The following is a 26,513-nucleotide window of genomic DNA, read 5'->3' on the forward strand; positions in this document are numbered from 1 at the left end:
GGAACTAAAAGAAGTACCGTTGTGCGGTGGCTACTACGCTTCCGTCCCTTCCACCGACGGGTCGCCGACGGTCAGCCGACGGGTCGCCGGTACGAGAGTGGCGAGTTAGCTGTTAGATAACTACAAATCCAGCGTGACAAACCAGAAGCATTCTAAAGCCACCACTGGTCAGTGGCGGGTATGGCAGCGTCCGACAGCCCTGAATCGTCGACTTCGTCGGGCGAGCGGTCCCTCCCCGACTGGGCGCCCGACAGTGACGACGTCGTGCTCCTGGTCGCCGGTATCACCCTCCTCGCCCTCCTGGCCCGGCTGATCCTGCTGGGCGACCGCATCGCCCACTGGGACGAGGGACGGGTCGCCTACTGGATCGTCCACTACCAGGAGACGGGGTCGTTCGCCTACCGGCGCATCATCCACGGCCCCTTCATCCAGCACGTCAACCGCTGGCTGTTCCCCACCTGGGGCGCCAACGACTTCACCATGCGCGTACCCGTCGCCGTCGTCGGCGGCCTGTTGCCCCTCTCGGCGCTCCTCTTCCGCGAACATCTCCGGCGCGTCGAAGTGGTCGCGATGGCGCTGTTCCTCTCGTTCAACCCCGTCCTGCTGTACTACTCCCGGTTCATGCGCAGCGACGTGCTCGTCGCGGCGTTCATGTTCGTCGCCTTCGGCTTCTTCGTCCGCTTCTACGACACGCGCCGGACGCGCTACCTCTACGCCGCGGCCGCGTTCGTCGCCTTCGGCTTCGCCTCGAAGGAGAACGCCGCGGTGTACGTCCTGACGTGGCTCGGCGCCGCCGGCCTCCTGGCCGACCAGGCCCTCTACCGGCCCCAGAACCACGCCAGCGGGTACGACCTCCTGCGCTCCAAAGCGAGGGGCGTCCGCGACCGCTTCGACTCCTCGCGGGACGAGATTCTCTCGTTCGTCCTCCACTACGCCAGCGACGCCGCCTGGGCCCTGATACTCCTCTTCGGCCTCCTGCTGTTCTTCTACGCACCGCGGGGCGCGGGGATGGAGGGCGTGACGTACCCACCCGCGACCGCCGCGGAGGGGACCGTCGGCTTCTGGCAGGGCTTCGCCAGTCCCTCGAACTTCGTCGACATGGTCCAGGCGACGTGGAACCACTCCGCCGAGGAGTTCGGTACGTGGTTCGAGCGGTCGACCGAGGCCGGGGACGAGGGCCTCGCAGCGGTGTACGTGGACTTCTTCGACCAGTTCGTCCAGGTGATGATAAACAAGGCGGCGCCGCTGACGGCCTTCGCCATCTTCGGGTTCGTCATCGAGCGCTACGGTGCCGAGCGCTCGCGAAACCTCGTGATGTTCGCCGCCTACTGCGGCTTCGTCTCCGTGCTCGGCTACCCGCTGGGAACGGACATCTTCGGCGCCTGGCTCGTCGTCCACGCGCTGGTGCCCCTCTCGATACCGGCCGCGGTCGGCCTCGCGCGCATCTTCGACTGGGGGTACGAGGCGTTCGTCCTCGACGACTCGGTCGGCGTCGCCATCGCCGCCGTTCTCCTGTTGCTCGTCGGAGCCCAGGTCGCCGCCGTCGCCGTTCCGTCGGTGTACGGCAACCCCCAGTCCGACGACAACAACCTCGTCCAGTACGCCCAGCCGGGCGGCGACCCGCGCGCCGAACTCCAGACAATCGGCGCCGTCGCAGACCGCGAAGGCAACGGCACCGACGTCCTCCTCTACTACGGCGAACAGGGCGACGCATACGACGACAACCTCGCCTTCGTCAAGGACGACCCGAACGAGTGGGACTCCTCGTCGCTGGACACCAGGCCGCTGTGTGCGCGGTGGTACAACTCGCTGCCGTTCCCGTGGTACTTCGCCAAGGAAGACGTCCAGGTGAACTGCTCGCGCGAACGCGCGCAATTGGAGTCCAGAATCCAGTCGAACCCGCCGCCGGTGATAATCACCCAGGACGCGGACTCGACCGTGCCGACCGGCGCCCTCGAATCGTCCTACACCGGGACGACCTACGAGATGCGCGCCTGGGGCAAGGAGACGACGTTCTGGATCCACGAAGACGTCCCGAACGAGAGCGGGTAGGGACTTTCACGACCTGACCAACCGTTTTTCACGCCGAACCGACAATCCGGCATCCTGGTGGACTGAAAGGGCGAGGCCCGGTCGTCGCCGCCCCGGGGAAGTAAGGACCGCAACGAGCGCAAGCGAGTGAGGACCGTGGTTCGAAAGACCTCCGGTCTTTCGTCATCACGAGAGAGCGGAGCTCTCTCGAACGACAGCGACCCGCGGCGGTACGAGCGGGCCGAGGGCTTTCTTTTTGTTTGCGGTATCGGTGGCAACTAACTACGAGTACACACCAGAAAATCATCGTCACGTGAAGCAACGTTTAAGCGCGCAGGTCGGAATCCGTCGCACATGACACTCTCCACACCGGGCCCGACGCTGGGCGTCGTCGGCGGCGGACAGCTCGGTCGGATGCTCGGCGAGGCGGCGGCGCCGCTGGGCGTCGAACTGGTCGTCACCGACCCGACGCCGGACCCGCCCGCGGCACCGGTCGTCCGCGACGCGCTCGTCGGCGAGTTCGACGACGAGGGGACGTTCCGCGAGCTGGCGGAGCGCGCGGACGTGCTGACCTACGAGATCGAACTGGCCGACCCGGACGTCCTCGAACGCGTCGCCGAGGAGACCGGGACGCCGGTCCACCCGGACCCGGAGACGCTCAGAACGATCCAGGACAAACTCGTCCAGAAACGGCGGCTCTCAGAGGCTGGCGTGCCCGTCCCCGAGTTCCGGCAGGTGGACTCCCCGGACGACCTCCGCGAGGCCTGCGAGGAACTGGGCTACCCGGCGATGCTCAAGGCCCGCGAGGGCGGCTACGACGGTCGCGGCAACGTGCCGGTCGAGTCACCCGACGACGTCGAGGAGGCCTTCGCCGCCATCGACGGCCCGGCGATGGTCGAGGAGATGGTCGACTTCGAGCGCGAACTCGCGGTGATGGGCTGTCGCGGCGCCGACGGCGAGCGCGACACCTTCTCCGTCACCGAGACGATTCACGAAGAAGAGATCCTGCGGGAGTCGGTCTCACCGCCGCGGACCGACGACGACGCCGTTCTGAACCGCGCGCGTGCGGTCGTTCTGGACGTCCTCGACGCGATGGACGGCCGCGGCGTGTTCGGCGTCGAACTGTTCGAGACGCCCGACGGCGAAATCCTCCTCAACGAAATCGCCCCGCGTCCGCACAACTCGGGCCACTGGACCATCGAGGGCTGTCACACCTCGCAGTTCGAACAGCACGTCCGCGCCGTGATGGGAATGGCGCTGGGGACGACGGAACTGCGGGCGCCGACGGTGTCGGCCAACGTCCTGGGCGACGTCGAGGAACGACGGCCAGCTACGCTCTCCGGGGAGGAATCTGTGCTCGCGACGCCGCGGGCCCACCTCCACTGGTACGGGAAACACGACGTCTACGAGCTCCGGAAGATGGGTCACGTGACGCTGGTGGGCGGGGACGACGGAGACGAGGAGTCAGACACGGACGACCTGCTCGGGGAGGTTCGAGCGCTTCGGGACGAGTTAACGTTCCAGCAGTAGCGTTCACCCCAGGCCGTTTTCTGGCCGCGGGGGACCCGAACTCGATTCTCGCGACGATCGATCGCCCACACTTACGTCGGCGCCACGCAGAGGGCCAGACATGACCAACGCCGACTCGGTGCAGTCGCTGATCGACCAGCTCCACGCGGAGGCCGAGATGGACCTGCCCAGCGAGGAGACGCCCGACGTGGGCATCGTGATGGGGTCGGACTCGGACCTCCCGACGATGGCCGGGGGGAAGGGGAAGCGTCCAGGCGCGTATGCCGCGTTCACGGAGGAACTCGGTTTCGCGGAACAGACCGACTACGAGAGCGCTCCCGAGTCCCGGTTCACCTTCGAGACGTTCGTCGTCTCGGCCCACCGGACGCCGGAGCTGATGTACGCGTACGCGGAGACCGCCGAGGACCGCGGCATCGACGTCGTCATCGCGGGCGCTGGCGGCAAGAGCGCAGACCTGCCGAACATGACTGCGAGCATCGCCTACCCGCTGCCGGTCATCGGCGTCCCGGTCCAGGAGAAGTCCGTCGACAGCGTCATCGGCATGCCCCAGGGCGCACCGATCACGGCCGTCGACGCGGGCAAGTCGTTCAACGCGGCGCTGACGGCGGCACAGATTCTCGCACGTCAGTACCCCGAACTGCGCGAGCGATTGCAGGCGTACCACGACGGCCTGCAGGAGGCAGTCGGCGACGTCTCGCGAGACCTCCACGAGCTGGGGACGCCGGGATTCAAGGACGAGTACTGGGAGTGACGCTGCGGCCCCCGTCTGGAACCCCGGATCGCGCGAGCGAAGCGCGCTCTGTCCTCCTGACGGGGCCTATCCGCGTTGGGATGGGCTTATCTGTCTCACGTCCGTTTCATTAGCCGATCGCACGATGTCTGAGCACTCGGCCGACGCGACCGGACCGGCTTCGTCCGACTCGTTCGAACGCTCGCATGCGACGCCGCTCGACGCGACGTTCGACGTCCTATCGAACCGCCGTCGGCGGGAGGCCCTTCGTTGCCTGGCGGCGCACGATGAACCGATGGCGCTCGCCGACCTGGCCGACGAAGTCGCGGTCGCCGAACGCGGAGCACCCATCACCGACATCTCCGCGGAGGTAGTCAAGCACGTCTACGTTACGCTGTATCACAGCCACGTTCCCAGTCTCGAGAACGCTGGCTTCGTCCGGTACGACCAGGAGCGCGACATCGTGGCACCCGCGCCGGATCGGCCGGACCTCGACCAGTTCGACGCGACCGCCGTTCAGACAGATCGAAAATCCTGAAAAACCGGCGCGACGGTCGGCGAGCGCAACAATCAACCCTTATATGCGAGTGTTCCCAACCCCAGAACGTTAGGAGATTTCGGAATGAGTAATCCATGGATCGCGATCGGCGCGCTCGCGCTCGTAGGGGTTCTCATCCCAGTGGGGATGATGGCCGCTTCGTACCTCCTGCGGCCGAGCGTCCCGGAACAAGGAAAGAGCGCCACCTACGAGAGCGGTGAGGTCCCGACAGGCAGCAGTCAGCAGATCCAGTTCAACATTCAGTACTACATGGTCGCACTGCTGTTCGTCGTCTTCGACATCGAGACCGTCCTGATCTTCCCGTGGACGGTCGTCTACCGCGACGTCGTCGCGAACGTGGGACTCGCCGAGGCTCTGTATCCCATGCTCGTCTTCGTCGGGATACTCGTCGTCGGTCTCGCGTGGGCGTGGCGCAATGGTGCAGTGAAGTGGGTGCGGAGCCCGCGTGCCAGTCGGCAACTCGACCACAAACCATGAGTAGTGACCAAACGAAGCTGGCGGACGCACAGTCTACGCAGGAGGCCCGAATGGGTTCGGGCGCCGACGACCGCTTCAACTCGAAGCTGCGGGAAGCGTTCGGCTCGACGCCGTTTATCCTCACCAAGTTCGACAAGTTCATGAACTGGGTGCGGGGCTCCTCGATGTTCATGCTGCAGTTCGGGATCGCCTGCTGCAGCATCGAGATGATCCACACGTACGCCATCAAGCACGACCTCGACCGCTTCGGCGCCGGCGTCCCGCGCGCCTCGCCCCGCCAGGCGGACGTGATCATCGTGCCGGGGACCATCGTCTCGAAGTTCGCCCCGCGGATGAAGCGCGTCTACGACCAGATGCCCGAGCCCAAGTTCGTCGTCTCGATGGGCTCCTGTACCGTCTCTGGCGGTCCGTTCCAGGAGGGGTACAACGTCGTCAAGGGCGCCGAGGAGGTCATCCCGTGTGACATCCACGTCCCCGGCTGCCCGCCCCGTCCCGAGGCGCTCATCTACGGCGTCGCCAAGCTTCAGGAGCGCATCGCCGAGGGCGAGTCCTCGCCCGTCACCGTCAAGCCCTACGAACTGGAGCAGTTCGGCGACCTCGAGCAAGACGAACTCGTCCAGAAGCTCGCCGACCAGATCGACGAGGAAGACCTCGTCATGCGCTACAACTGGGGGGACTCGCCGTGAGTTCCGATAGACGTTCCTGCTCGCTCACGTCCGTTCACTGTGCGGGCTGCGACTATCTACCTCACACTCGACACCGGAGGTGTCTCGCGTGAGTCTCGAAAAAAGGACGCCGGTCGTCGACGACGTCGGCGTCACCGAGGACGGCGTCGACTACGACGCGCTCGCCGACCTGCTCGGGGATTCGATTATCGACCGTGAACACCACGTCAACGCCGAAGGGTTCGTCATTCGACCCGACGACGTCCAGTCGGTCCTCCGGACGCTGAAGGACGAGGCCGGTTTCGATCACTGTTCCTGCGTCACCGCACAGGACTACGACGACCGGTACGAGTCCATCTACCACCTGAAGAAGTACCGTGACCCGACGCAGGAAGTCTCCGTCGTCGTCCCGACGCCGAAGGACGACCCGCGCCACCAGACCGGTTCCGACGTCTACGAGACGGCGAACTGGCACGAGCGCGAGGCCTACGACCTGGTCGGCATCGAGTACGACGACCACCCCGACCAGCGACGTATCCTCCTCCCCGAGACCTGGCAGGGCCACCCGCTCTCCCAGGACTTCAACCAGGACCAGCCGCAGGTCGTCTCGCTGCGCGAGCACGCGAACCCGCTGCAGGACGACAAACAGAGCCCGGACGACCCGGACACGATGTTCATCAACATCGGGCCCCACCACCCGGCGACACACGGTGTCCTGCACGTCAAGACGGTGCTCGACGGGGAGCAGATCGTCGACATCGACCCCGACATCGGCTACCTCCACCGCTGCGAGGAGCAGATGTGCCAGCAGGGGACGTACCGGCACCAGATCATGCCGTATCCCGACCGCTGGGACTACATCTCGGCCGGCATCCTCAACGAGTGGGCCTACGCGCGCGCGGCCGAGGACCTGGCCGACATCGAGGTGCCGGAGTACGCGCAGGTCATCCGGACGATGTCCGCCGAGATGTGTCGCATCGCGAGTCACTCCCTCGCGCTGGCGACGTTCGCACTGGACGTCTTCGGCGACTTCACCGCCGTCTTCCAGTACGGCATCCGCGACCGCGAAATCGCTCAGGACCTCCTGGAGGATCTGACCGGTCAGCGCCTGATGTTCAACTACCTTCGACTGGGCGGAGTCGCCTGGGACCTGCCCGAACCCCGCGAGGAGTACTTCGAGAAGATCCGGGACTTCCTCGACGACCTCCCGGAGAAACTCGCGGAGTACCACGACCTCGTGACGGGCAACGAGATATTCCAGATGCGCTGTGTCGACACGGGGATCCTCACGCCCGAGAAGGTCAAGGACTACGGCGCGACCGGACCGGTCGCTCGTGGGTCCGGCGTCGACTACGACCTCCGCCGCGACGACCCCTACGGCTACTACGACGAACTCGACTGGGACGTCGTCACGGAGGACGGCTGCGACAACTTCTCGCGGGTGCTCGTGCGCCTGCGCGAACTCGAGGAGTCGGCTCGCATCATCGAACAGTGCGTCGACCTGCTCGAAGAGTGGCCCGAAGACGACCGCACCATCCAGGCCAACGTCCCGCGGACGCTCAAGCCCGACCCGGACCGCGAAATCTACCGCGCGGTCGAGGGCGCGAAGGGCGAACTCGGTATCTACATCCGCTCGGACGGCACCGACAAGCCGGCGCGGTTCAAGATCCGGAGTCCGTGTTTCAGCAACCTCCAGTCGCTGGCGGAGATGTCCGAGGGCGAGTACATCCCGGACATGATCGCCTCGCTGGGTAGCCTCGACATCGTCCTCGGGGAGGTGGACCGGTAATGCAGTCCGAGACGCCGCTGCCGTCGGCGATGGCCGACCTGCTCGGGCTCGACCCGTCGAACCCGCTCGTCATCTTCGTGATGGCGTTCGTCGCGTCGCTCGTGGTCGCGTCGGGACTGCTCACCCTGGTCGCCGTCTCCGGCATCTGGGGCAAGCGAAAGATCACGGCGGCGTTCACGGACCGCATCGCCGTCAACCGGCACGGCCCGATGGGGCTGCTCATCATCCCGGCCGACGCGCTCCGGCTCCTCTCGAAGGAGCTCATCATTCCCGAGGGCGTCGACCGGCCCGCGTGGGACCTGGGGCCGCTCATCATGGTGTTCTCGGCGCTCGCCGGGTTCGCCGTCATTCCGATGGGCAACGGCATCCAGATCGCCGACCCCGAGGTCGGCCTCGCGTACGTGTTCGCGATGGCCTCCGTCGCCTCGCTCGGTCTCGTGATGGCCGGCTACTCGTCGAACAACAAGTACTCGTTCCTCGGCGGCCTGCGCGCGGTCGCGCAGAACCTCGCCTACGAGATTCCCCTCATCCTGACCGGGATGTCGGTCGTCATCTTCGCCGGCTCGCTCCGGATGAGCACGATCGTCGCCGAACAGGCCGACACGCTGATCGCGCTCGGTCCGGTCGCGATCCCGCAGTGGTACGCGTTCGTCAACCCGTTCGCGTTCGTGCTGTTCATGGTCGCGAACCTCGCGGAGGTCGGCCGGAATCCCTTCGACATTCCGGAGGCGCCGACCGAAATCGTCGCCGGCTGGCAGACCGAGTACTCGTCGGTGTACTTCGTGCTGGCGTACCTCTCCGAGTTCATCCACATCTTCCTCGGCGGGGCCATCATCGCCACCATCTTCCTCGGTGGCCCGGCGGGCCCGGTGCTCCCGGGTATCGTCTGGTTCCTGATCAAGATTGTGGCGGTGTACCTGTTCACCCAGTGGGCCCGCTCGGCGGTCCCCCGGGTGCGCATCGACCAGCTCATCGAGATCGGCTGGAAGGGGATCCTCGTGCTCTCCTTCGCCAATCTCGTCCTCACGGCGATCATCGTCGGGGTGATCGCATGACTCGAGCTGGTCCTCGGGTGACTGTCCCCGACACGAGAGGTGACCTACAATGATCGGCGTCCTCAAATCGATGGCCACGACGATGAAGCACGCACTGGACGGGGAGACGTTCACGGTCGAGTACCCGGACGTCGCGCCCGAAGTGAGCCCGCGCTTCCGCGGGGTCCACAAGTTCAGCCAGGAGCGGTGTATCTGGTGTCGTCAGTGCGAGAACGTCTGTCCGAACAACACGATCCAGATCGTGACGGACGACCAGCGCAACGGCGAGCAGTACAACCTCCACGTCGGCCAGTGCATCTACTGCCGACTGTGCGAGGAGGTCTGTCCCGTCGACGCCATCATCCTGACGCAGAACTTCGAGTTCACCGCGGACACGAAGGACGACTTCGCGTACAACAAGGAACAGCTGAAGAACGTCCCCTGGTACAAGGACATCGACCCGCTCGCGTCACGAGAACCGGACCGCGGGGTCTGGATCGGCGAAGGGGAAGGCGAAGTCGACTACCAGTAAGGCCCGGTACCGACCGCTCACTTCGTTCGCGGTCGGCCTTTTTTCGCCACCGGGAGAGCAAGCTCTCCCGAGCCCACACTCGCTTCGCTCGCGTGGACCACGTTTTTCGAGGAGCGGGTCGCGGGCCGACGGCCCGCGGCCGCATGAGTTAGCGGCGAAGCCGCCAACCGGTTCCCGCAGCGAGCGTTGCGAGCGAGGAAACCCGACGACGAAAAAGGTGGTTGTGATATTCTCCCGTTAATTGTTAGTATGGTGGTCCGAGGCGGTGCTCTGCCGAGACGAAAGAGGAATCTTCAAAAGCGCGCCGAAAGGAGACACAAACAACAATGGCACCACTGCTGGAGACAATGGCGTTCGTGCTGTTCGCGGCAGTCACCATCGCGAGCAGCTTAGGCGTCGTGCTCGTCAGGGACGTCTGGCACTCGGCGCTCTTGCTGGGCATGGCGCTGCTGAGCGTCGCAGTCCACTTCGTGATGGTAAATGCGCCGTTCGTCGCGGCGATGCAGATCCTGGTGTACGTCGGCGGGGTCCTGATCCTCATCAGCTTCGCCGTCATGCTCACGCGCCCGGACCAGGGCGCCGTCGAGGTGACGCCATGACCCGCCCGCGCCTGCGGACGGGACGACACCTCGTGCCGGGACTGGCCGCGGTGGCGCTGTTCGTCGTGTTCGCCGCCGTCTTCCTCACGGCGTCGTTTCCCGAAGCGGCCGGCTTCGGTGCGGACGCGGCCATCATGAAGAGCCTGGGTGCCGCACTCATCGGCGTCGAGGCGAGCGCCATCGTCGGGGAGGGAGCGGCCGTCCCCAGCGAGGGATTCCTCGTCTCGTTCATCGTCATCGCCGTCGCACTCGACGCGGCGCTCGACGGCTCACTCATGCTGGCACGACGCGAGGAGGCCGGCGAGAACGTCACCGTCGGAACGGACGTGGTCGGTGGCGAAGAGTCGCCCGCGACCGCGACCGACGGCGGCGTCTCCGGGGGTGAGGACCGATGATGCCGGCCGAGTACTATCTCGTCCTCTCCGCGGCCGTCTTCTGTATCGGCCTGTTCGGCATCCTGACTCGTGAGAACGCGCTCATCTTCCTGATGTCCGTCGAGCTGATGCTCAACGCGGCGAACATCAACCTGGTCGCGTTCTCGGCCCAGTACGGCAACCTGACCGGGCAGGTGTTCAGCCTGTTCACGATGGGGCTGGCGGCCGCCGAGGTGGCCATCGGCATCGGCATCATCCTGGTCCTGTACCGCAACTTCTCCGACGTGAACGTCACCGACGCGACGACGATGAGGTGGTAAGATGGCAGGAGCATTCACATACGCGCCCGCGATCGCGGCGCTCCCGTTCGTATCGTTCCTCGTTGCACTGTTCCTCGGCGACCGGATGCCCAAGGGCGGCGCGCTCGCGGGCATCGCGGCCACCGCCGGGTCGCTACTACTGTCGGCGTGGGTCGCGCTGACCGTCGCTGGCGGGGCGACGTACAACCAGACGCTGTACACCTTCGTCGAGGGGATCGACACCTTCGAGCTCACGCTCGGGATCCTCATCGACCCGCTGACGGCCCTGATGTTGCTCATCGTCTCGCTGATCGCCTTCCTCGTCCACGTGTTCTCGCTGGGCTACATGAACGACGAGGGCGAGACGGGCCTGCCCCGGTACTACGCCGGGCTGGGCCTGTTCACGTTCTCGATGCTCTCGTTCGTCTACGCGAGCAACATCCTCATGGCCTTCATGTTCTTCGAACTGGTGGGGCTGTGCTCGTTCCTCCTCATCGGCTTCTGGTTCCGCGAGGCGGCCCCGCCGAGCGCGGCGAAGAAGGCGTTCCTGGTCACCCGCTTCGGTGACTACTTCTTCCTCGTCGGCGTCGTCGGCATCTTCGCCACGTTCGGCACGGGCGCGTTCGCGGGCGCGGAGTCGTTCCCGGCCATCGCCGAGCAAGCGCTCAACGGCGAGGCCGAGGTGACGACGTTCTTCGGCATGGACCCGCAGACCTGGTTCACGGTGCTGGGACTCCTCGTCCTCGGTGGCGTCATGGGCAAGTCGGCGCAGTTCCCGCTGCACACGTGGCTCCCCGACGCGATGGAGGGCCCGACGCCCGTCTCGGCGCTCATCCACGCGGCGACGATGGTCGCGGCCGGCGTCTACCTCGTCGCGCGCATGTACGGGTTCTACGCCCTCTCACCGACGGCGCTGGCCATCATCGCGCTGGTCGGCGGCTTCACGGCGCTGTTCGCGGCGACGATGGGCGTCGTCAAGCAGGAACTCAAACAGGTGCTGGCGTACTCCACCATCTCCCAGTACGGGTATATGATGCTCGCGCTGGGTGCGGGTGGCTACGTCGCCGCCGTCTTCCACCTGACCACGCACGCGATGTTCAAGGCGCTCCTGTTCCTGGGCGCCGGCTCGGTCATCATCGCGATGCACCACAACGAGAACATGTGGGACATGGGCGGTCTGAAAGACCGGATGCCCGTGACCTACTGGACGTTCCTCTCTGGCTCGCTCGCGCTCGCGGGGATCGTTCCGTTCGCCGGCTTCTGGTCCAAGGACGAAGTGCTGTTCGAGGCCCTCATCCACGGCCTGGGCTCCGAGGGCGGCCTCGGCACGGTGCTGCTGGCCGCCTACGCGATGGGGCTCCTGTCGGTGTTCTTCACCGGCTTCTACACCTTCCGGATGGTGTTCCTCACCTTCCACGGCGAGCCACGCACAGAGACGGCACGCAAGCCCCACGGCGTCGGCTGGAACGTGAAGTTCCCGCTGGCGGTTCTGGGCGTCCTCGCCGCGACCATCGGTTTCCTCAACATGGTCCCCCTCGAGAAGCTGACCGGGATTCACCTCTCCTTCCTCCACGACTGGCTCGCACACGGCGGCATCGAGATGACCACCAGCGAGACGTACGGGACGCTGCTCCACGACGTGGCCGGCGTCACGGCGCACTACCCGCTCGGTGAACTCGGCACGACGCTCGCCTCGGCGGCCGTCTCGCTCGGCCTGGCGCTCGCGGGCGTCGGGACCGCGTGGTCGCTGTACAACGTGGACGAACCGACCGAACACACCGACAAACTCGGCTCTCTCAAGACCGTTCTCATGCACAACTACTACCAGGACGAGTATCAGGTGTGGCTGGCGACCGGCGTCACCTACCCGCTGGCTCGTGCGGCCGACAAGTTCGACCAGGGCGTCGTCGACGGCGTCGTCAACGGCGTCAGTAGCGTCAGCCTGTTCGGCGGCGGGCGGATGCGTCGCCTGCAGTCCGGCGTCGTCAGCAACTACGCGACCCTCATCACGACCGCGCTGGTCGTGTTGCTCGTCGCCTTCGGACTCATCGGGGGGTGGTTCTAGATGGTGATGATCGCCGCACTCCTCGGTATCACGCTGCTGGGCGCGGTCGTCACGTTCTTCGCCGACGACCGCTACGCCGCTCGTCTCGCGACGGCCATCAGTTCCATCCCGGCACTGCTGAGCGTCTGGATGTACTGGCAGTACTACCAGAACTTCCAGGAGGCGGGCAACGCCTTGCTGACGCCGGGTGAGGCCGCCTTCGTCCAGCAAATTCCCTGGATCGAGCTCGCCGGGTTCGAGCTCCAGTATTACGTCGGCCTCGACGGCGTGAGCATGCCGCTGCTGACGCTCACGACGGTGCTGACGACGCTCGCGCTCGTCAGTAGCTGGACGCCCATCTCGGAACGGCAGAACCAGTTCTACGGGCTGATGCTCCTGATGGAGGCGAGCCTCATCGGCGTCTTCGCGGCGCTGGACTTCTTCCTCTGGTTCGTCTTCTGGGAGGGCGTCCTCATCCCGATGTACTTCCTCATCGGCGTGTGGGGCGGCCCGCGCCGGAAGTACGCCGCGATCAAGTTCTTCGTCTACACGAACGTGGCCTCGCTGGTCATGTTCGTGGGCTTCTTCAGCCTCGTCTTCGGGCTGGGCGACGAGATTTCGACGCTCGGCCTCCCGGCCATCGCACAGGCGTTGCGCGGCGGCGCCGAACTCGGGAGCCTCTTCGGCTTCCCGCTCGCGACGGTCGCCTTCGTGTTGATGTTCTTCGGCTTCGCGGTGAAGGTGCCCGTCTTCCCCGTCCACACGTGGCTGCCGGACGCTCACGTCGAAGCGCCGACGCCGGTGTCGGTGATGCTGGCCGGCGTCCTCCTGAAGATGGGGACCTACGCGCTGCTCCGGTTCAACTTCACGATGCTGGGGGACGTCGCACAGACCCTCGCCGTCCCCATCGCAGCCATCGGTGTCCTGTCGGTCATCTACGGCGCGATGCTCGCGCTCGCACAGCGTGACCTGAAACGCATCGTCGCCTACAGTAGTATCTCGTCGATGGGTTACGTCATCCTCGGACTGGTCGCGTTCACGCCCCACGGCGTCGGCGGCGCGACGTTCCAGATGATCTCCCACGGCCTCATCTCCGGGCTGATGTTCATGGCCGTCGGCGTCATCTACAACGAGACGCACACGCGCATGGTCGGCGACATGTCCGGCCTCGCCGACCGGATGCCCTGGACGGTTGGTATCTTCGTCAGCGCCGCGTTCGGTTACATGGGCCTGCCGCTCATGTCCGGGTTCGCGGCCGAAGTGCTCGTCTTCCTCGGCTCCTTCCAGTCGACCGTGCTTCCGTACGCACCGCTGTTCACCGGGGTGGCGATGTTCGGCATCGTCGTCGTGGCGGGCTACCTGCTGTGGGCGATGCAGCGCTCGGTGTTCGGTCCGTACCGGCTCGAAACCGACTACGAGGTCGCCGGGGCACCGTTCCACGACGTCGCGCCCCTGGTGGTCCTCCTGTTGCTGGTCATCGCGCTCGGCGTCGCGCCGGATCTGTCCTACCGGATGATCCAGCACGCGGTTAATCCGATCCTCGACGTCGGAGGTGGTATCTAATGACACAACTCGCACTCCAGATGACGCAGTCGTCGTGGACGGCGCTCGCGCCGACCTTGTTGCTCGGCCTCTCCGCGCTCGCCCTCCTGCTCGTCGACAGCATCAGCCCCGAGGAGAGTGACAGCACCCTGCTCGCCGGCGTCGCCGGCCTCGGGTCGCTCGCAGCGGCCGTCACGACGATGGTGTTCCTGTTCGGCGGCCGGGGACTGCCCACGGAGCAGGGCGGTCAGGGAATCGTCTCGCTGTTCGGCGACCAGCTCGTCGTCGACCAGATGTCGCTGTTCTTCACGTTCATCGTCGCCAGCGTTGTGACGCTGGTCGTCGTCGCCAGCAGCGACTACCTCCGGGACCACCGCTACAAGGCCGAGTACTACACGCTCGTCCTGCTGGCGTCGACCGGGATGAGCCTCCTCGCGAGCGCGAACAGCCTGGCCATCGCCTTCATCAGTCTGGAACTGGCATCGCTGCCGTCGTTCGCTCTCGTCGCCTTCCTCAAGTCGAACAAGGGGAGCGTCGAGGCGGGGCTGAAGTACTTCCTCATCGGCGCGCTGTCGTCGGCGGTGTTCGCATACGGCATCTCGCTGGTGTACGCCGCGACCGGCGCGCTCCAGTTCGACGCCGTCGCGACGGCCATCGGCGAGGGCGTCCAGACGGGCGTTCTCGGCATCGGCATCCTGATGATCGTCGGCGGCGTCGCGTACAAGACGGCGAGTTCGCCGTTCCACTTCTGGGCGCCGGAGGCCTACGAGGGCGCGCCCGCGCCCATCTCGGCGTTCCTCTCCTCGGCCTCGAAGGCGGCCGGCTTCGTGCTGGCGTTCCGCGTGTTCCTCACTGCCTTCCCCGTCGACGTCGCCGGCGCGGCCATCGACTGGGTACTGGTCTTCCAGGTGCTGGCCATCGTCACGATGTTCGTCGGGAACTTCGCGGCGGCCACCCAGGAGAAGGTCAAGCGGATGCTGGCCTACTCCTCGATCGGTCACGCGGGGTACGTCCTCATCGGTCTCGCGGCGCTGACCGGCGGCGTCGACCAGAGCCAGGTCCTGGGCGCCGGGATGGCTCACCTGCTCGTCTACGGCTTCATGAACACGGGCGCGTTCCTGTTCGTCGCGCTGGCGGAGTACTGGGGCGTCGGTCGGACGTTCGAGGACTACAACGGCCTCGCGACGCAGGCGCCGCTCGCCTGTGCAGCCATGACCGTCTTCCTGTTCAGCCTGGCCGGCCTGCCAATCGGCGGCGGCTTCTTCTCGAAGTTCACCCTGCTGATGGCGACGGTCAACTCCGGGACGTGGCTGCTGGGCGCCGCGCTCATCATCAACAGCGCGCTCAGTCTGTTCTACTACACCCGGGTCGTCAAGGCGATGTGGATCGAGGACCCGGCCGACGGGCTCGAACTCGACGACTACCCGGTGGGACTGTACACGGCCGTCGTCGCGGCGGGCGTCGTCACGTTCCTGCTGCTCCCCGGATTCGACGTCGTCATCGGCTTCGCCGAGAGCGCGGCGTCGCTGGTCTAGACTCGTTCGTAGACGACCAGTCCGCCCCGTTCTCGTTTCGTAACGATTTCGCGGTCTTCGAGCACGTCCAGGTGCCCGACCGCCTCGCTCATGCCGGAGAACTGCTCGGTCGCCGGGAGATCACCGAACAGTTCGCCCATCACCTCGACGGGCGTCGTCGGGCCGTCGACGATGGCCGCGACCTCGTCCGTTCGCTCGTCGTGTTCGGACAGGATGGCGTCGATGCGGGCGGCGGGTGCGTCGATGGGCTCGCGGTGGCCCGGGAGAAATCGGTCGAACGAGTCGGCGCGTAGTGTCCGGAGTGACTCGTTGTACCCGGGGAGGACCCGGGGCCGCGGGCCGCCGGATTCGGGCGGCGGCTGGAGAAACGGGTTCGGCGTGATGTCGGCGAGCACGTTGTCGCCGACCAGCGCTACGCGCTCGTCGCCCTCCTCGAAGGCGAAGAGGAGCTCGCCCGGAGCGTGGCCGGTGACCGCGTCGGCCGTGAGGTGGACGTCGTCGACGTTGACGTCGTCGCCCGCCTCGAGTTCCCGGTCGACGTCGACGCTCGTGGCGTAGGCCAGGAACGCCTCGGGGAGGTTCGTCACGGTCTCGGCCGTCTCGCGTGCCATACCGCACTGTTCGAAGAAGTCGACGAAGTAGGCCTGTTCGTGCTCGAGGCGTGCGGGAAAGTCCTCGACGATGGACTTCGCCTCGGGACTGGCGAGCACGCGGGCGCCTCGTTCACGGAGCCGGTGTGCGACGCCGAAGTGGTCCGGATGGGGGTGCGTGATCAGGACCTGTTCGACGTCGTCGGGCGAGAGATCCCGTTCTTCGAGCGCCGCCAGCAGTTTCGCCCACGCCTCCTCACTGTCCGGTCCGGGGTCGACGAGCGTCCGTCCGGCGAGGTAGGCGTTCACCGGTCCGACCTGGAACGGCGTGGGAATCGATAGTCGACTGAACATGGCCGTGCTTGTGAGGGGAGTGGGTTAACGGTTCGTCCCCTGTGTAAACGATGGAGGTGGTTCGGGGCGTTCGGACCGGGTGAGACGAACGGTGGACGCGGCTCACGTCGGCCACTCGACTGCAGGACCACGAGCTCCAACTCCTCGGAGATGTCTGTGTTGCAGGGGTTCGAACCACTTTCACGTCCCGTTCGTTCATCGATTACCTCGAAAACGTTCCATCTGGGCACAAAGGTTATATCCGTCGGAAGGCAAAGGACAGATATGAATCGACACTTCGAAGATGCACGGTACTACCTGAAGCGCGCGGGCGCGACCGCCACGAAGGGCGTCAAGACCGAACTCGAACCGGTCCGCGAGCGGTTCGACGAACTCACCGGCCGCGAGGAAGAACCGGACCCGAGCCGGCTCGAGGAGATCAAGGCGGATCTCCGGGAGGTTCAGACCAAAGCCGAAGGTGAGGCCCGCGAGGCCATCGGCGACGCCCGCGAAAAACTCGACGAGTACCGCGGCAAGCAGTCTGCCTGACGCGACGACGACGGATTTTTCCTGGACAGGTTGTCAGGCACACCCCCCGTGTCGAGTGGACCACCCACCCCGGGAGGGGTTCTCAGTCGTCCGTCGGAAGACAATTCTTAAGTCCGGGCCTCGGATACTGGAAAACGTCCGGGTTGGTGATCTAGTCCGGTTATGATACCTCCTTCACACGGAGGAAGTCGGCGGTTCAAATCCGCCCCAACCCATTCTGCGACGAACGGACGTGAGGAGCGAATGGTGCAAGCGGATTCGAACCCTGCCAGTCGCGCGCAGCGTAGCGAGCACGTCTGGCTTCGGTTCAAATCCGCCCCAACCCATGTTGTCACGAACAATCCGTGAGTGACAACTGGGTGTGGCGGTTTGAGCCCAGAGGACGAGCGAAGCGAAGTCCTCGCGGTTCAAATCCGCCCCAACCCATTTTGCTGCGAACAATTCGTGGGCAGCAAATGGTCCATGCGGATTTGAACCCTGCCAGTCGCGCGCAGCGTAGCGAGCACGTCTGGCTTCGGTTCAAATCCGCCCCAACCCATTCTTCGAGGGAAGGACGAAGGGAGTGCGTCGTTCAGACGAACATGGAATGGAATTCGTCGGTAGAGAGTCGAATGGTCACTGACGAGTGATCAATACAGATCAAGGACTGAGTGATTTGGCGGAGCCGCTGTGACCACGACGTCAAAGAACTCGAAAGCCCTCGGCACGCTCGACTCGTGCGAACCCACTGCGCGCGCTCGTTCCTCGCGTGCTTGCGGGTTCGGACTTCGCCGACCGCACCTCGCCCTTTCAGTCCTCCAGGTACCGCATTGCTTGCGCCACAGGGGCGCGCGCGATTGAATCCGCCAAACCTCCCCGGATTCGCGGCGTCCGCCGCGAATCACGCGTCCTGACCGCTCCGCCGTCAGAACGAAGTTCTGACGAGCATCGCCTCGCCGTGCTCGGCTCAACGCAACCGCGCGGTGGTCGGCCGAGAGCGCGTTTCATCGCGCGACCAGGGGAAGGGCAGGGCCGCGGTGCGGTTTCCTGGTGGACTGAAAGGGCGAGGTGTGCTCGTTGGCTCCCCGGCGAAGTAAGCACCGGAGCGGAGCCAGGAGCGCAGCGAGCCGCGGAGTCACGAGCGCGCCGAGGGCTTTCTGGCTGTTGGCGGTCTCGTTTCTTCCAGCTAAAAATCACAGAACCACCCGCTCAGTACGCGCACCTACAGATCGGGTGGAGCAGGCCCAAACGAGTCTGAAGCAGGCAGTTTCGACTCGCCCAGCGACGCTTACCTTCGCTTCCGGTACCAGACGAGCGCAGCGAGGGCAGCACTCCCGATTCCAGCGACGGTTCCGTAGAGCGGGAGGTTCGCCGAATCCTCTTCTTCCTGCCGCTCGGTTTCGGTCGCCGTCTCCGTCGGCGTGGCGGTGGGCGTAGGCGTTGGAGTCGGGACGGCGAACGACGCCACGACGCCGGCGTGGTCGGCGGGCCAGAGTTCGACCGACTCACCGTCGACGGCCGTGGTGACGCGGGAGTCCGGATCCGCGCCGACTCGCTGGACGCCGGTGGGGTCGACGTCGCCGCGGGAGAGGACGTGGTCGACGCGGCGGGAGAGGTCCGACGTCTCGTTGCGCAGGTCGCTGGCCTGACAGCAGGTCGGGTCGGCGGCGTCGGACTCGCTGTCGGAGGCGGGGTCCGCGAAGGACTCGGTCAGCAGGTCGTAGGCGGCGGTCGGGCCGCCGGGGCCGCTGTTGAGGTCCCCGGCGAGTACGACCGGCCGGTCCGTCGGCAGTTCGTCGCGGAGTTCCTCGGCCTGGTCCAGGCGGGTGTCGTCGTCCGCGGATTCGAGGTGGGCGCTTGCGACGGCGACGTCGGCGCCGTCCAGGGAGAGGTCGACCTGGCAGAAGCCGCGCTGGATGGGGACGGTGGCGCCCTGGACTCGATACCGGAGCGCGCTGTCGAAGGTTTCCGAGCGGCTACCGGTCGTCTCGAGGTCGCTCCGGACGAGCAGGGCGGTTCGGTCGGTGAGGCGGACGTCGGTCGTTCCGCCGTCGTCGTCGGCGGGGACTTCGATGTCGGTCGTGACCGTCTCGGCGGCCACGTCGTAGGACAGGCCGCGGTCGTCGAGGGCGGACGCGAGCAGGTCGAGCAGGTCGACGACGGTGGTCGAGGCGTTGGGAATCGGACTTTCGGAGAAGTCGCTCTCGGTCTGGACCCGCAGGTGGGCGGCCTCCTGGACGCCGACGACGTCGGGCTGGCTGGTCTCTATCTCCGCGGCGATGGCGTCGACGCGGGCCTCGTAGGGATGTGCTCGAATCTCGTCGAGCATCTCACCAGCAATGTGGCGGACGTCGTTCATCGAGGTCGCGTCGAAGAGTTTCGAGAGGTCGACGCCCAGATAGAGGTTTCGCGTCAGTACCGACAGGGGCGCCGACGACGGCGCGGCGAGGGCGGTGCTGGGGAGGGTCTGGTTCACGGCGAGTCCCGCGACGCCGCCGAGGAGGGCGCGACGCGAGTGCGATACGGGACCAGTGTCGGGCGTTCTCATCTACTGATGGCTTCTTCCTCATCACTGAAAAACGTAAATGCGACGTACGTACCAGAACGCTTCTGGGGGCTACGGCGTCGAACCTGTTCGTTCGGTCGGGTCAGTGCTTCGTCGAAACGCGCTGTTCGGTACTCAGCAGCCCTCGCTCGTGATGGTGACCTGTTCTGCGGTCAGGGACGTGTGGTCGTAGGTGGCCTGTCCGTTCGAGATGGCCGTCCAGTACCTGATGGTTCCGTTGTAGTGGTGACTGTGCAGTTCGGCGTCGGTGTTGAACGCCGGGTCGATGGTGACGGTGAAGTCCTCGCCGAGGCCGGTGTACGCGCCGCCGTCGGTCTTGCCCTCGCCCCAGGTCCAGTTGACGCGGTGGACGCCGTCGGCCTCGCGCCACGAGTCGTAGTTGTGTTTGCCCTCGTAGGAGTCGTCTTTCACGGTCCAGTTGCCGTCGTCCGGCAGGCCGGCGATGGTGAAGGTCGCGGCGCCGCCGTCGGAGGCGTTGCCGGTCGACCCGTGGAGGAAGACGAGGCTCAGGTTACCGTCGCTATCCTCGTACAGGAAGAAGCTACTCGTGTCGGGTTGCTGGAGCGCGATCGTCCCCTTGGAGCTGTAGGAACGCCCGGTCTGGTTCGTTGAGGGGTTCTCCGGGATCGGCGACCGGTAGTCGTAGAACGACTTCACCGACTCGTTACCGTAGAGCGGCGATAGCTCCGTGCAGTCCTCGCCCTGTACGACCGCGTACGTGTCGTTCGTCTCCTGTTGCTGGACGTCGGCCGCGGCGACGCCGGCCGTCATCCCGACTATCGTGACGACGACTACTGCGATCGTCGCCACCTGGCCGAGAACTGTCTCCGTTCGTCGTTCGTGGTCGCTACCTCGTCTGCTGTCTGTCGAACCCATGGAGGATCGCACTCGTGTCTGGTGATTAGTTATACTCGCCGTAGCGGTCACACGGGGACCGATTAACGCGCGACCGGGACCGATTATCTGACTTATCGGCGGATATAGTCAGTATACGATCCGTTTGAATTGCACTGCAGTCGGTGGATTATGCAGTATCCTCTACCAAATCGTATGTGTTCGACGGCACGCGCTCCCCCGTTCACCTGAGACAACGTGTGACCGGGACGACGGAAAGCGATCATCACGTACTCACACGCCGTGGCGAACTTCTCCCTGAAAACGGTCTGTTGGCTACCAGGTCGAGCGATTCGCGTGTGTCTCGCCGTCGCACCGCTACTGAAAGCCGATCGTTAGCGGATCGGTCGACCAGCGTATCCGGGCGGAAAACTGGCGGGGTCGTTGCGGGTTCCCGCTCTCGTGCTTCCCACGAAGTCGCCGGTGAACGCGCGCCCTGATCGGCGGACCGATGGCGGCCGAAACCGCGGAGTGGGGCGGATGACCGTCGCACCGCTCGACAGATCTGTCCGCGACGACTTCGGTCCGACGGCGGGTTCGTCATTTCTTTAGGCGCTCGCGGCCGAACGGCGAGTATGAATGCGCCGTTCGACCCCGACCAGCCGGCCGGTTCCTCGCACACGAATCCCTCGCGCGGCCGGTCGCTCGCCGTCCGCCAGCGCCGGGTGATCGCCTGATGGGGCGTCGCGACAAGATCGCGTTCGGTCTCACGCTGGTCGCGATTATCGTGATCCCGGGGGTTGCCAACGCCGTCCTCTCCCAGATTGGCTACGGCACGCTCGGGAGCGTCGTCTGGGCGGTCGGCTACGGGTCGGGGGCGCTGTTCATCTGGTACGCGTATATTCGGCCTCTGAATATCAGGGCTCCCGAGGGCGTCGAGACCGACGAAGAGTAACCGTTCGTCCGGCCCCTCAGCGGTCAGGCCGTTCGACGCTGCCGTTCCGTGACGAATCGATCGCTGCCACCTCGCCCGTCTCGTCCGTGTGCCCTTCACTGTCTGGCGCGTCTTCACCGTCCACCGAAACTGTCGTATCGGCTTCGCCATCGCCGATGGTGGCCTCGACGTCGAACACGCCCTCGGCGTCCTCGTCCGGCGTCGTGACGGGGCCGACCTCCTCCCCGTCGCGCAGTGCAGTGGCTCGCTCCAGCCGGGACTCGATGGCCTCGCGCTCCACTGTCAGGTGGTCCGTCGCGCCGGCGTACCGTTCCCGCGCGACGGCGAGTGCCAGGTCGTACTGGTCGCGGGCCGCCTCGAACTCCTCGATGGCCACCTCGTACTGTTCGGCCCCGACGTACCAGTCGCCGGCCCGCTTCGCCTTCGACGCGGCAGTCCGTCGGGCGGAGACGAGGCGCTTGACGACTTCGCCGAGCCGCTCTCGAAGCTGGTCGGGCTCGCCCTCGAAGCGCCGTTCGTCGGCGCCCCAGTCGAGTTCCAGGACGGTGCAGTAAGCCTCGAGCGCGTCGTCCCAGTGGTCGGCGGCGTCGGCCGGGTCGTCGGCGTCGGTGGCGTCCCGGTCCGCCTCGACGGCGCGTCGGAGCGGGGCCGCCGCCAGTTCCGCCGCGACGCGCTCGACCCGGTCGCGTTCCTCGTGAACCGCGTCCCTGTCCGATACGGCGGCGGAGTCGTAGGTGAGCACGGTCTCGAGTTCCTCGCGCGCGTCGTCGAACGCGTCGTGGGCCGCCTCGAACTCGTCGTCGCGCCAGTGGGACTCGGCGTCGTCGCTGAACCGGCGGGCGCGCCCCAGTCGCGCTTCGGCCAGCATGCTCGCGCACCGACGCTGGACCTGGTCGACGCGGGCGACCATCGCGCTCGCCGTCCACTCGCCGTCGAACCGGTTCGCCGCGCGGCGCGGTTCGTTCAGCCCGTGGTAGGCCTCCTGTGCGGCCTCGAGCGCCGCGTCGTACTCGCCGGCGTCGCAGTGGCCGGTCGCCGCGACGAGTGACCGCTGGACGTCGTCGAGCGTGTTTTCGACGTGTATCCAGGCCTGGGAGGCCGCCGTGAGGTACGCCGCTGCTGCATCCAGCCCGTCGGCACCGGCGTGGAGCGTGAGCGATCCGCCGCTGGTCCGGGTAATGGAGAGTCGGCCCTCGCGGCGACCGGTTTCGGCGGCGACGCCGTCGACGTCGACGAGTCGCACGGTGAGGCACTGGTCGCCGTCCACCGACGCGGCGTCGCTGTCGCCGACCAGGATCACCATTCGACGGTCGGTGAGGACGGCGATCGTTCGGTACCCCGAGCCGGCGGTGAGCTGTTCGGTTCCGTCTTCGCGGCCGATCTCGACGCCTCGCTTCCCGTTCGTGAGCAGGAAGACGGGAGTCTCGTCGTCTTCCAGGTACGACCCCGCCGGGCGGTCGCGGAGATATCCCGCGGAGAACAGCCCCCCTGTTCCTGTCTCCGTGAGGAGGGGGTGTGTCTCCCCTCTTTGGTTATCTACTTCGATAACTTGACCCATTGTAGCGGTGTTGTATCCGGGTTACTATCATTCCCTCGTCTCAGGATCTGATAACTCGTGCAAAATTAACGACGGTCGGGGAGAACGAATCTCCGGCGAGGCGGCGGGATCCCACCTGTCAGGGCGGACGCGCGGACGTCTGGCAGACGGTCGTCTGACTGGCCTTTACGGGACGGGCTGCAGTCAATGTTGACACTCATGGCACGAGCGACGACGGACTGTCACGCGGACGTGCAGCCGAGACGGGACGGCGGCTCACCCACTATCCGAATCGACGACGAGACGTTCGCGGCGCTCTCGCTCACCGGTGACGCGGCGTCGGAAAATCGGCCTCGGGTCGTCCGGTGGCTCGGCACCTGGGCGGGCGTCGACCGCTAGCTGTTCTCGACGAGTCGCGTCGCGATGCGCTGGGCGCCGATAGTCGCCGCCATGTCCGGCTCGTCCGCCGCGATGGCCTCGACGTCGCGCTGGAGTTCCTCGCTGAGCCGACGCTCGAACTCCTCGAGGATGCCCGGGATACAGGCCATCCCGCCCGTGAGGACGATGGGTCGGTCGAGGGCGAGCTGGTAGACCTTCATGTAGTCGTTGGCGAGTTCGGGGAGGAAGGTGTTGGCCACCTCCTCGACGACGTCGTCGAGGTACTCGTCGACCGCGTCCATCACAGAGCGCTCGATGGTGAACTCGTGGGAGCCGCCGCCGGGCTGCTGGATGACGTCCGTGAACGGCTCGAAGTCGACGAAGTCGGCGTGGGTCTCCTTGTACTCGCGGGCGGTCTGGGTGTCGATGTTGACGCGGCCCTGAGTCTCCTCCTCGACGTAGTTCGCGATGACGCGGTCGACCTCGTTGCCGGTGACGGCGCCGGTCGTGAAGGGTGAGAGCTGTTCGCCACGGCGGTAGGCCGAGGCCTCCAGGTTCGTCGACCCGAGGTTGATGGCGACGAATATCTCGTCGATGGCCTCCAGGTCGTCGCCGAAGGCGGGGATGGCGCCACACAGCGACTCGGGGTAGCTCTCGACGAGTCCGTTGCCGATGGAGCTGTCCTCGATGACGTAGCGGAGGTTGTCCAGCCCGCGCGGGTTGTCGATGGTCGGGATGGCGTACACGACGGCGCTGTTCTGGGGTAGTTCGTTCTCGGCGATGAGCGCCTCGAAGAACGTCTGCGTGAGGTCCGCCCGGTCCGCGTCCTCCGGCAGGCCCGACCGGAGCATGAACTGCACGCGGTCGGGGTACTCCGTCGCGGCCTCCTCGCCGTAGAGGACCTTCTCCTCGCCAGTGAGCGCGTCCTCGTACGTCGCGAGACAGGTCAGCGTCCGGATGAGGTCCTCGCCGGCCTCACGGTCGGGCCGGGAGATAACCGTGCGCGTGCTCCCGAGTTTCACGCCAACCGGCACGGCTGACTGGGGTTCGGTACTCTGGGTGCCGCCGGCGGCGGTCACCGTGCCACCGTCCGTGTCCACACCGTCGACGTCTGCGCCTTCGTCGGCGTCCTCGCTCATACGAAGACGTATTTCGAGAGGGGGTTTGTATACATTACTCGGCAGCTATCAGAACTGAGAGACGGACGGGCTCGAACGCAGTGAGAGGCCGTCGAATGTTCGAACGGCGAGTGAAACGAGCCGTGAGACGGACGACGCCGAGCGGAAGCGAGGCGTCGTCGAACGATCGAACGGTGAGCGGAGCGAACCGTGAGACGGACGGCGCCGACAGGGCGGTGCGAACGCAGTGAGCACCGCCGACCGAGCGAACGGCGAAGCCGTGAGCAGCGAGGCGTCGTCGAACGATCGAAAGCCGAAGCGACGAGAGAGCAGAGAGAAACTATCGGGAGAATCAGCGAAATTCCGAGAGACTACACCATGGCGCTCAGCTTGGCGATGTACACCAGGCTGAGCATGTGGTCGTCGACGCCCAGGTCGTTGCCGTCGTTGGAGCCGGCCTCGTCGATGCCGCGCAGGTACTCGGCCAGGTCCGACTGGACCTCCTCGGTGATCCAGTCGGTCGACTCGTAGTAGTCCAGCGCGTCGTTGGCGCCCTGGTAGCCCGAGTGCATCAGGAGGAACTCCAGCCACTCGAAGACGACGAACTCGGCGGCGTACTTCTGGGGCAGGCTCCGGAGGTACGGTTTCTCGGCGTCGTCGTCGAGGAACGGGAGGAGTTCGCGGTACAGACCGGCGCGGAAGGAACTCCCCGCCGCGACGTCCTCTTCGCCCTCGAAGGCGACGTCCAGATCCGCCGGGTCGGGTTCCTCGCCCTCGCCGAGGCCGTTCGGACGCTGCTGTCTGGCCATCTTCCGCAGCTCGTCGAGGTCGTAGTCCCGCGGGTTGATCGTCATGATACTGTACGTGTATCACTACTCCGTGTTAAATCTTGCACACCGTCTGACGGCCGGCTGACCGGGAATTTGGCCGTTGCCGATAGTCGACTGAACTGGGCTGGGAGTTACGTCGCTGATAATCGGGGGCGTATCTTTATAATCCGACACGGACCAGGGACTTGTAATTCGACGATGAGTAGGCAAACAGAGGCCGGACCTGCGCGCCTGTGCGTGACAAACGCCAAGGGTGGGACCGGCAAGACGACGGTGGCTATCAACGTCGCCGGGGCGCTCAACGAGCGCGGTCGCGACGTCCTCTTCGTCGATCTCGATCCGCAGGGCAACGCGACGGAGGGGCTTGGATTGACCGAGGCGTACGACGCGGCGCCGCCGACCCTCTTCGACGCGCTGACCCGGGCCGACCGCCGGTCGGTGGTGTCGGACCTGATCGTCGAGCACCCCGAGATGGACGTCCTGCCGAGCAACATCGACATGCTCCAGGCCGAACACGAACTGACAATCGCCGACCTCATCGCGCGAGCGAAAGCCGGACAAACGGGGCTCGACCCCGACGCCCTGGCCTCGCTGGCTGTCAACGTCACCCCGGAGGCTGTCGACGGTCCTCACGCGCTGGACCTGTTCGCGAAGACACTCGCCCACGTCGAGGACGACTACGACTACGTCGTCGTCGACTCGCCGCCGTTCTACGGCAAACTGACGGACGCGGGCATCTTCGCCACCCAGCACATCGTCGTGCCGGCGCTGACCGAGGCCACCTCCGAGCGGGCCATCGAGTTACTCATCGACCAGATGGCCGCCCTCGAAGGGCAGGCCGACATCACGGTCGACACCCTCGGCGTCGTCGCCAACCGGGTCGAGAAGACCAACGAGGACCTGACGATGATCGAGTGGCTCGAGGAGGTGTTCACGGACTTCCCGGTGTGGCAGGTCCGCAAACGGGTCGCGCTCCAGCGAGCGTTCTCGGCCGGCCAGTCCATCTTCGCCTACGACGCGTCCGTCGACATGGCGGACGTCTTCCTGGAGATCGCGGCGTCGCTCGACGACCGATTCGGCTACGAGAAAGTTCCAGCATGACAG

General features: G+C 65.8%; 25 protein-coding genes and 1 tRNA gene. 20 read left to right on the plus strand and 6 right to left on the minus strand.

Features of this window, described 5'->3' with window-relative positions; genetic code table 11:
* Positions 1-180: 180 nt before the first annotated feature.
* The 15 genes from AC5FRV_RS13055 (at position 181) to AC5FRV_RS13125 (ending at position 15,740) form a co-directional block, all read left to right on the plus strand.
* Positions 181-2,052 carry a flippase activity-associated protein Agl23 gene (locus AC5FRV_RS13055; protein WP_493561525.1) on the plus strand — a complete coding sequence of 624 codons (1,872 nt, stop codon included), beginning with the start codon at positions 181-183 and terminating at the stop codon, positions 2,050-2,052.
* A gap of 333 nt (positions 2,053-2,385) precedes the next feature.
* Positions 2,386-3,561, plus strand: a complete 1,176-nt coding sequence (locus AC5FRV_RS13060) for a 5-(carboxyamino)imidazole ribonucleotide synthase (RefSeq protein WP_493561526.1) — start codon at positions 2,386-2,388, stop codon at positions 3,559-3,561.
* Between the two features lie 100 nt (positions 3,562-3,661).
* Positions 3,662-4,312, plus strand: a complete 651-nt coding sequence (gene purE / locus AC5FRV_RS13065) for a 5-(carboxyamino)imidazole ribonucleotide mutase (protein WP_493561527.1) — start codon at positions 3,662-3,664, stop codon at positions 4,310-4,312.
* A 124-nt stretch (positions 4,313-4,436) separates the two neighbouring features.
* Entirely contained in the window at positions 4,437-4,829 is a 393-nt protein-coding gene (locus AC5FRV_RS13070) for a DUF7344 domain-containing protein (RefSeq protein ID WP_493561528.1), read from the plus strand.
* A gap of 84 nt (positions 4,830-4,913) precedes the next feature.
* On the plus strand, positions 4,914-5,327 hold the full coding sequence (locus AC5FRV_RS13075; RefSeq protein ID WP_493561529.1) for an NADH-quinone oxidoreductase subunit A: 414 nt from the start codon (positions 4,914-4,916) through the stop codon (positions 5,325-5,327).
* Complete coding sequence (locus tag AC5FRV_RS13080) at positions 5,324-6,013, plus strand: NADH-quinone oxidoreductase subunit B (protein WP_089815275.1); 690 nt, start codon at positions 5,324-5,326, stop codon at positions 6,011-6,013. The genes AC5FRV_RS13075 and AC5FRV_RS13080 overlap by 4 nt, the downstream gene beginning before the upstream one ends.
* An 88-nt stretch (positions 6,014-6,101) precedes the next feature.
* Complete coding sequence (locus AC5FRV_RS13085) at positions 6,102-7,781, plus strand: NADH-quinone oxidoreductase subunit D (protein WP_493561530.1); 1,680 nt, start codon at positions 6,102-6,104, stop codon at positions 7,779-7,781.
* On the plus strand, positions 7,781-8,836 hold the full coding sequence (locus tag AC5FRV_RS13090) for a complex I subunit 1/NuoH family protein (RefSeq protein ID WP_493561531.1): 1,056 nt from the start codon (positions 7,781-7,783) through the stop codon (positions 8,834-8,836). Before AC5FRV_RS13085 ends, AC5FRV_RS13090 begins: the two co-directional genes overlap by 1 nt.
* Before the next feature lie 49 nt (positions 8,837-8,885).
* Positions 8,886-9,347 (plus strand): NuoI/complex I 23 kDa subunit family protein, encoded by a 462-nt coding sequence (locus AC5FRV_RS13095; RefSeq protein WP_493561532.1) that lies wholly within the window; start codon positions 8,886-8,888, stop codon positions 9,345-9,347.
* A 326-nt stretch (positions 9,348-9,673) separates the two neighbouring features.
* The gene (locus AC5FRV_RS13100) at positions 9,674-9,946 is read left to right on the plus strand and encodes an NADH-quinone oxidoreductase subunit J (RefSeq protein WP_493561533.1); all 273 of its coding nucleotides are present in this window, start codon (positions 9,674-9,676) and stop codon (positions 9,944-9,946) included.
* Complete coding sequence (locus AC5FRV_RS13105; protein ID WP_493561534.1) at positions 9,943-10,341, plus strand: proton-conducting membrane transporter; 399 nt, start codon at positions 9,943-9,945, stop codon at positions 10,339-10,341. The genes AC5FRV_RS13100 and AC5FRV_RS13105 overlap by 4 nt, the downstream gene beginning before the upstream one ends.
* Positions 10,338-10,640 (plus strand): NADH-quinone oxidoreductase subunit NuoK, encoded by a 303-nt coding sequence (gene nuoK, locus AC5FRV_RS13110; protein ID WP_089815290.1) that lies wholly within the window; start codon positions 10,338-10,340, stop codon positions 10,638-10,640. Before AC5FRV_RS13105 ends, nuoK begins: the two co-directional genes overlap by 4 nt.
* A gap of 1 nt (position 10,641) precedes the next feature.
* On the plus strand, positions 10,642-12,684 hold the full coding sequence (gene nuoL, locus AC5FRV_RS13115) for an NADH-quinone oxidoreductase subunit L (RefSeq protein WP_493561535.1): 2,043 nt from the start codon (positions 10,642-10,644) through the stop codon (positions 12,682-12,684).
* 3 nt (positions 12,685-12,687) lie between these two features.
* The gene (locus tag AC5FRV_RS13120) at positions 12,688-14,226 is read left to right on the plus strand and encodes a complex I subunit 4 family protein (RefSeq protein ID WP_493561617.1); all 1,539 of its coding nucleotides are present in this window, start codon (positions 12,688-12,690) and stop codon (positions 14,224-14,226) included.
* Positions 14,226-15,740 carry an NADH-quinone oxidoreductase subunit N gene (locus AC5FRV_RS13125; protein WP_493561536.1) on the plus strand — a complete coding sequence of 505 codons (1,515 nt, stop codon included), beginning with the start codon at positions 14,226-14,228 and terminating at the stop codon, positions 15,738-15,740. The genes AC5FRV_RS13120 and AC5FRV_RS13125 overlap by 1 nt, the downstream gene beginning before the upstream one ends.
* On the opposite strand, the gene AC5FRV_RS13130 is transcribed toward AC5FRV_RS13125, so the two are convergent.
* Entirely contained in the window at positions 15,737-16,684 is a 948-nt protein-coding gene (locus tag AC5FRV_RS13130) for an MBL fold metallo-hydrolase (protein WP_493561537.1), read from the minus strand. The genes AC5FRV_RS13125 and AC5FRV_RS13130 overlap by 4 nt on opposite strands.
* A gap of 264 nt (positions 16,685-16,948) precedes the next feature.
* Here AC5FRV_RS13130 and AC5FRV_RS13135 point away from each other — a divergent pair, with 264 nt between their 5' ends.
* Complete coding sequence (locus AC5FRV_RS13135; RefSeq protein ID WP_493561538.1) at positions 16,949-17,212, plus strand: DUF7553 family protein; 264 nt, start codon at positions 16,949-16,951, stop codon at positions 17,210-17,212.
* Positions 17,213-17,352: 140 nt separating this feature from the next.
* Positions 17,353-17,427, plus strand: a tRNA-Val gene (locus AC5FRV_RS13140).
* Positions 17,428-18,479: 1,052 nt separating this feature from the next.
* Here AC5FRV_RS13140 and AC5FRV_RS13145 read toward each other — a convergent pair.
* Positions 18,480-19,739: an endonuclease/exonuclease/phosphatase family protein gene (locus AC5FRV_RS13145; RefSeq protein WP_493561539.1), complete on the minus strand. Its 1,260-nt coding sequence runs from the start codon at positions 19,737-19,739 to the stop codon at positions 18,480-18,482.
* Positions 19,740-19,871: 132 nt separating this feature from the next.
* A complete protein-coding gene (locus AC5FRV_RS13150) occupies positions 19,872-20,633 on the minus strand; it encodes a hypothetical protein (RefSeq protein WP_493561540.1) in 762 nt (253 codons plus the stop codon).
* A gap of 694 nt (positions 20,634-21,327) precedes the next feature.
* Here AC5FRV_RS13150 and AC5FRV_RS13155 point away from each other — a divergent pair.
* Positions 21,328-21,546 (plus strand): DUF7996 family protein, encoded by a 219-nt coding sequence (locus AC5FRV_RS13155; RefSeq protein WP_493561541.1) that lies wholly within the window; start codon positions 21,328-21,330, stop codon positions 21,544-21,546.
* A 16-nt stretch (positions 21,547-21,562) separates the two neighbouring features.
* Here AC5FRV_RS13155 and AC5FRV_RS13160 read toward each other — a convergent pair whose 3' ends face one another.
* Positions 21,563-23,104, minus strand: a complete 1,542-nt coding sequence (locus AC5FRV_RS13160; protein ID WP_493561542.1) for a hypothetical protein — start codon at positions 23,102-23,104, stop codon at positions 21,563-21,565.
* Positions 23,105-23,302: 198 nt separating this feature from the next.
* On the opposite strand from AC5FRV_RS13160, the gene AC5FRV_RS13165 reads away from it, so the two are divergent.
* On the plus strand, positions 23,303-23,482 hold the full coding sequence (locus AC5FRV_RS13165; RefSeq protein WP_493561543.1) for a hypothetical protein: 180 nt from the start codon (positions 23,303-23,305) through the stop codon (positions 23,480-23,482).
* Here AC5FRV_RS13165 and AC5FRV_RS13170 read toward each other — a convergent pair.
* A complete protein-coding gene (locus AC5FRV_RS13170; protein ID WP_493561544.1) occupies positions 23,479-24,600 on the minus strand; it encodes an actin-like salactin in 1,122 nt (373 codons plus the stop codon). The two genes, AC5FRV_RS13165 and AC5FRV_RS13170, sit on opposite strands and share 4 nt — an antisense overlap.
* 350 nt (positions 24,601-24,950) lie before the next feature.
* Positions 24,951-25,433, minus strand: coding sequence for a FlaD/FlaE family flagellar protein (locus tag AC5FRV_RS13175; protein WP_493561545.1), 483 nt, complete (start codon positions 25,431-25,433; stop codon positions 24,951-24,953).
* A gap of 174 nt (positions 25,434-25,607) precedes the next feature.
* Between AC5FRV_RS13175 and AC5FRV_RS13180 the strand changes: the two genes are divergently transcribed.
* Positions 25,608-26,510 carry a ParA family protein gene (locus AC5FRV_RS13180; protein WP_493561546.1) on the plus strand — a complete coding sequence of 301 codons (903 nt, stop codon included), beginning with the start codon at positions 25,608-25,610 and terminating at the stop codon, positions 26,508-26,510.
* Positions 26,511-26,513 lie beyond the last annotated feature (3 nt).

The sequence above is a fragment of the Halomicrobium sp. HArcel3 genome (assembly GCF_058933135.1).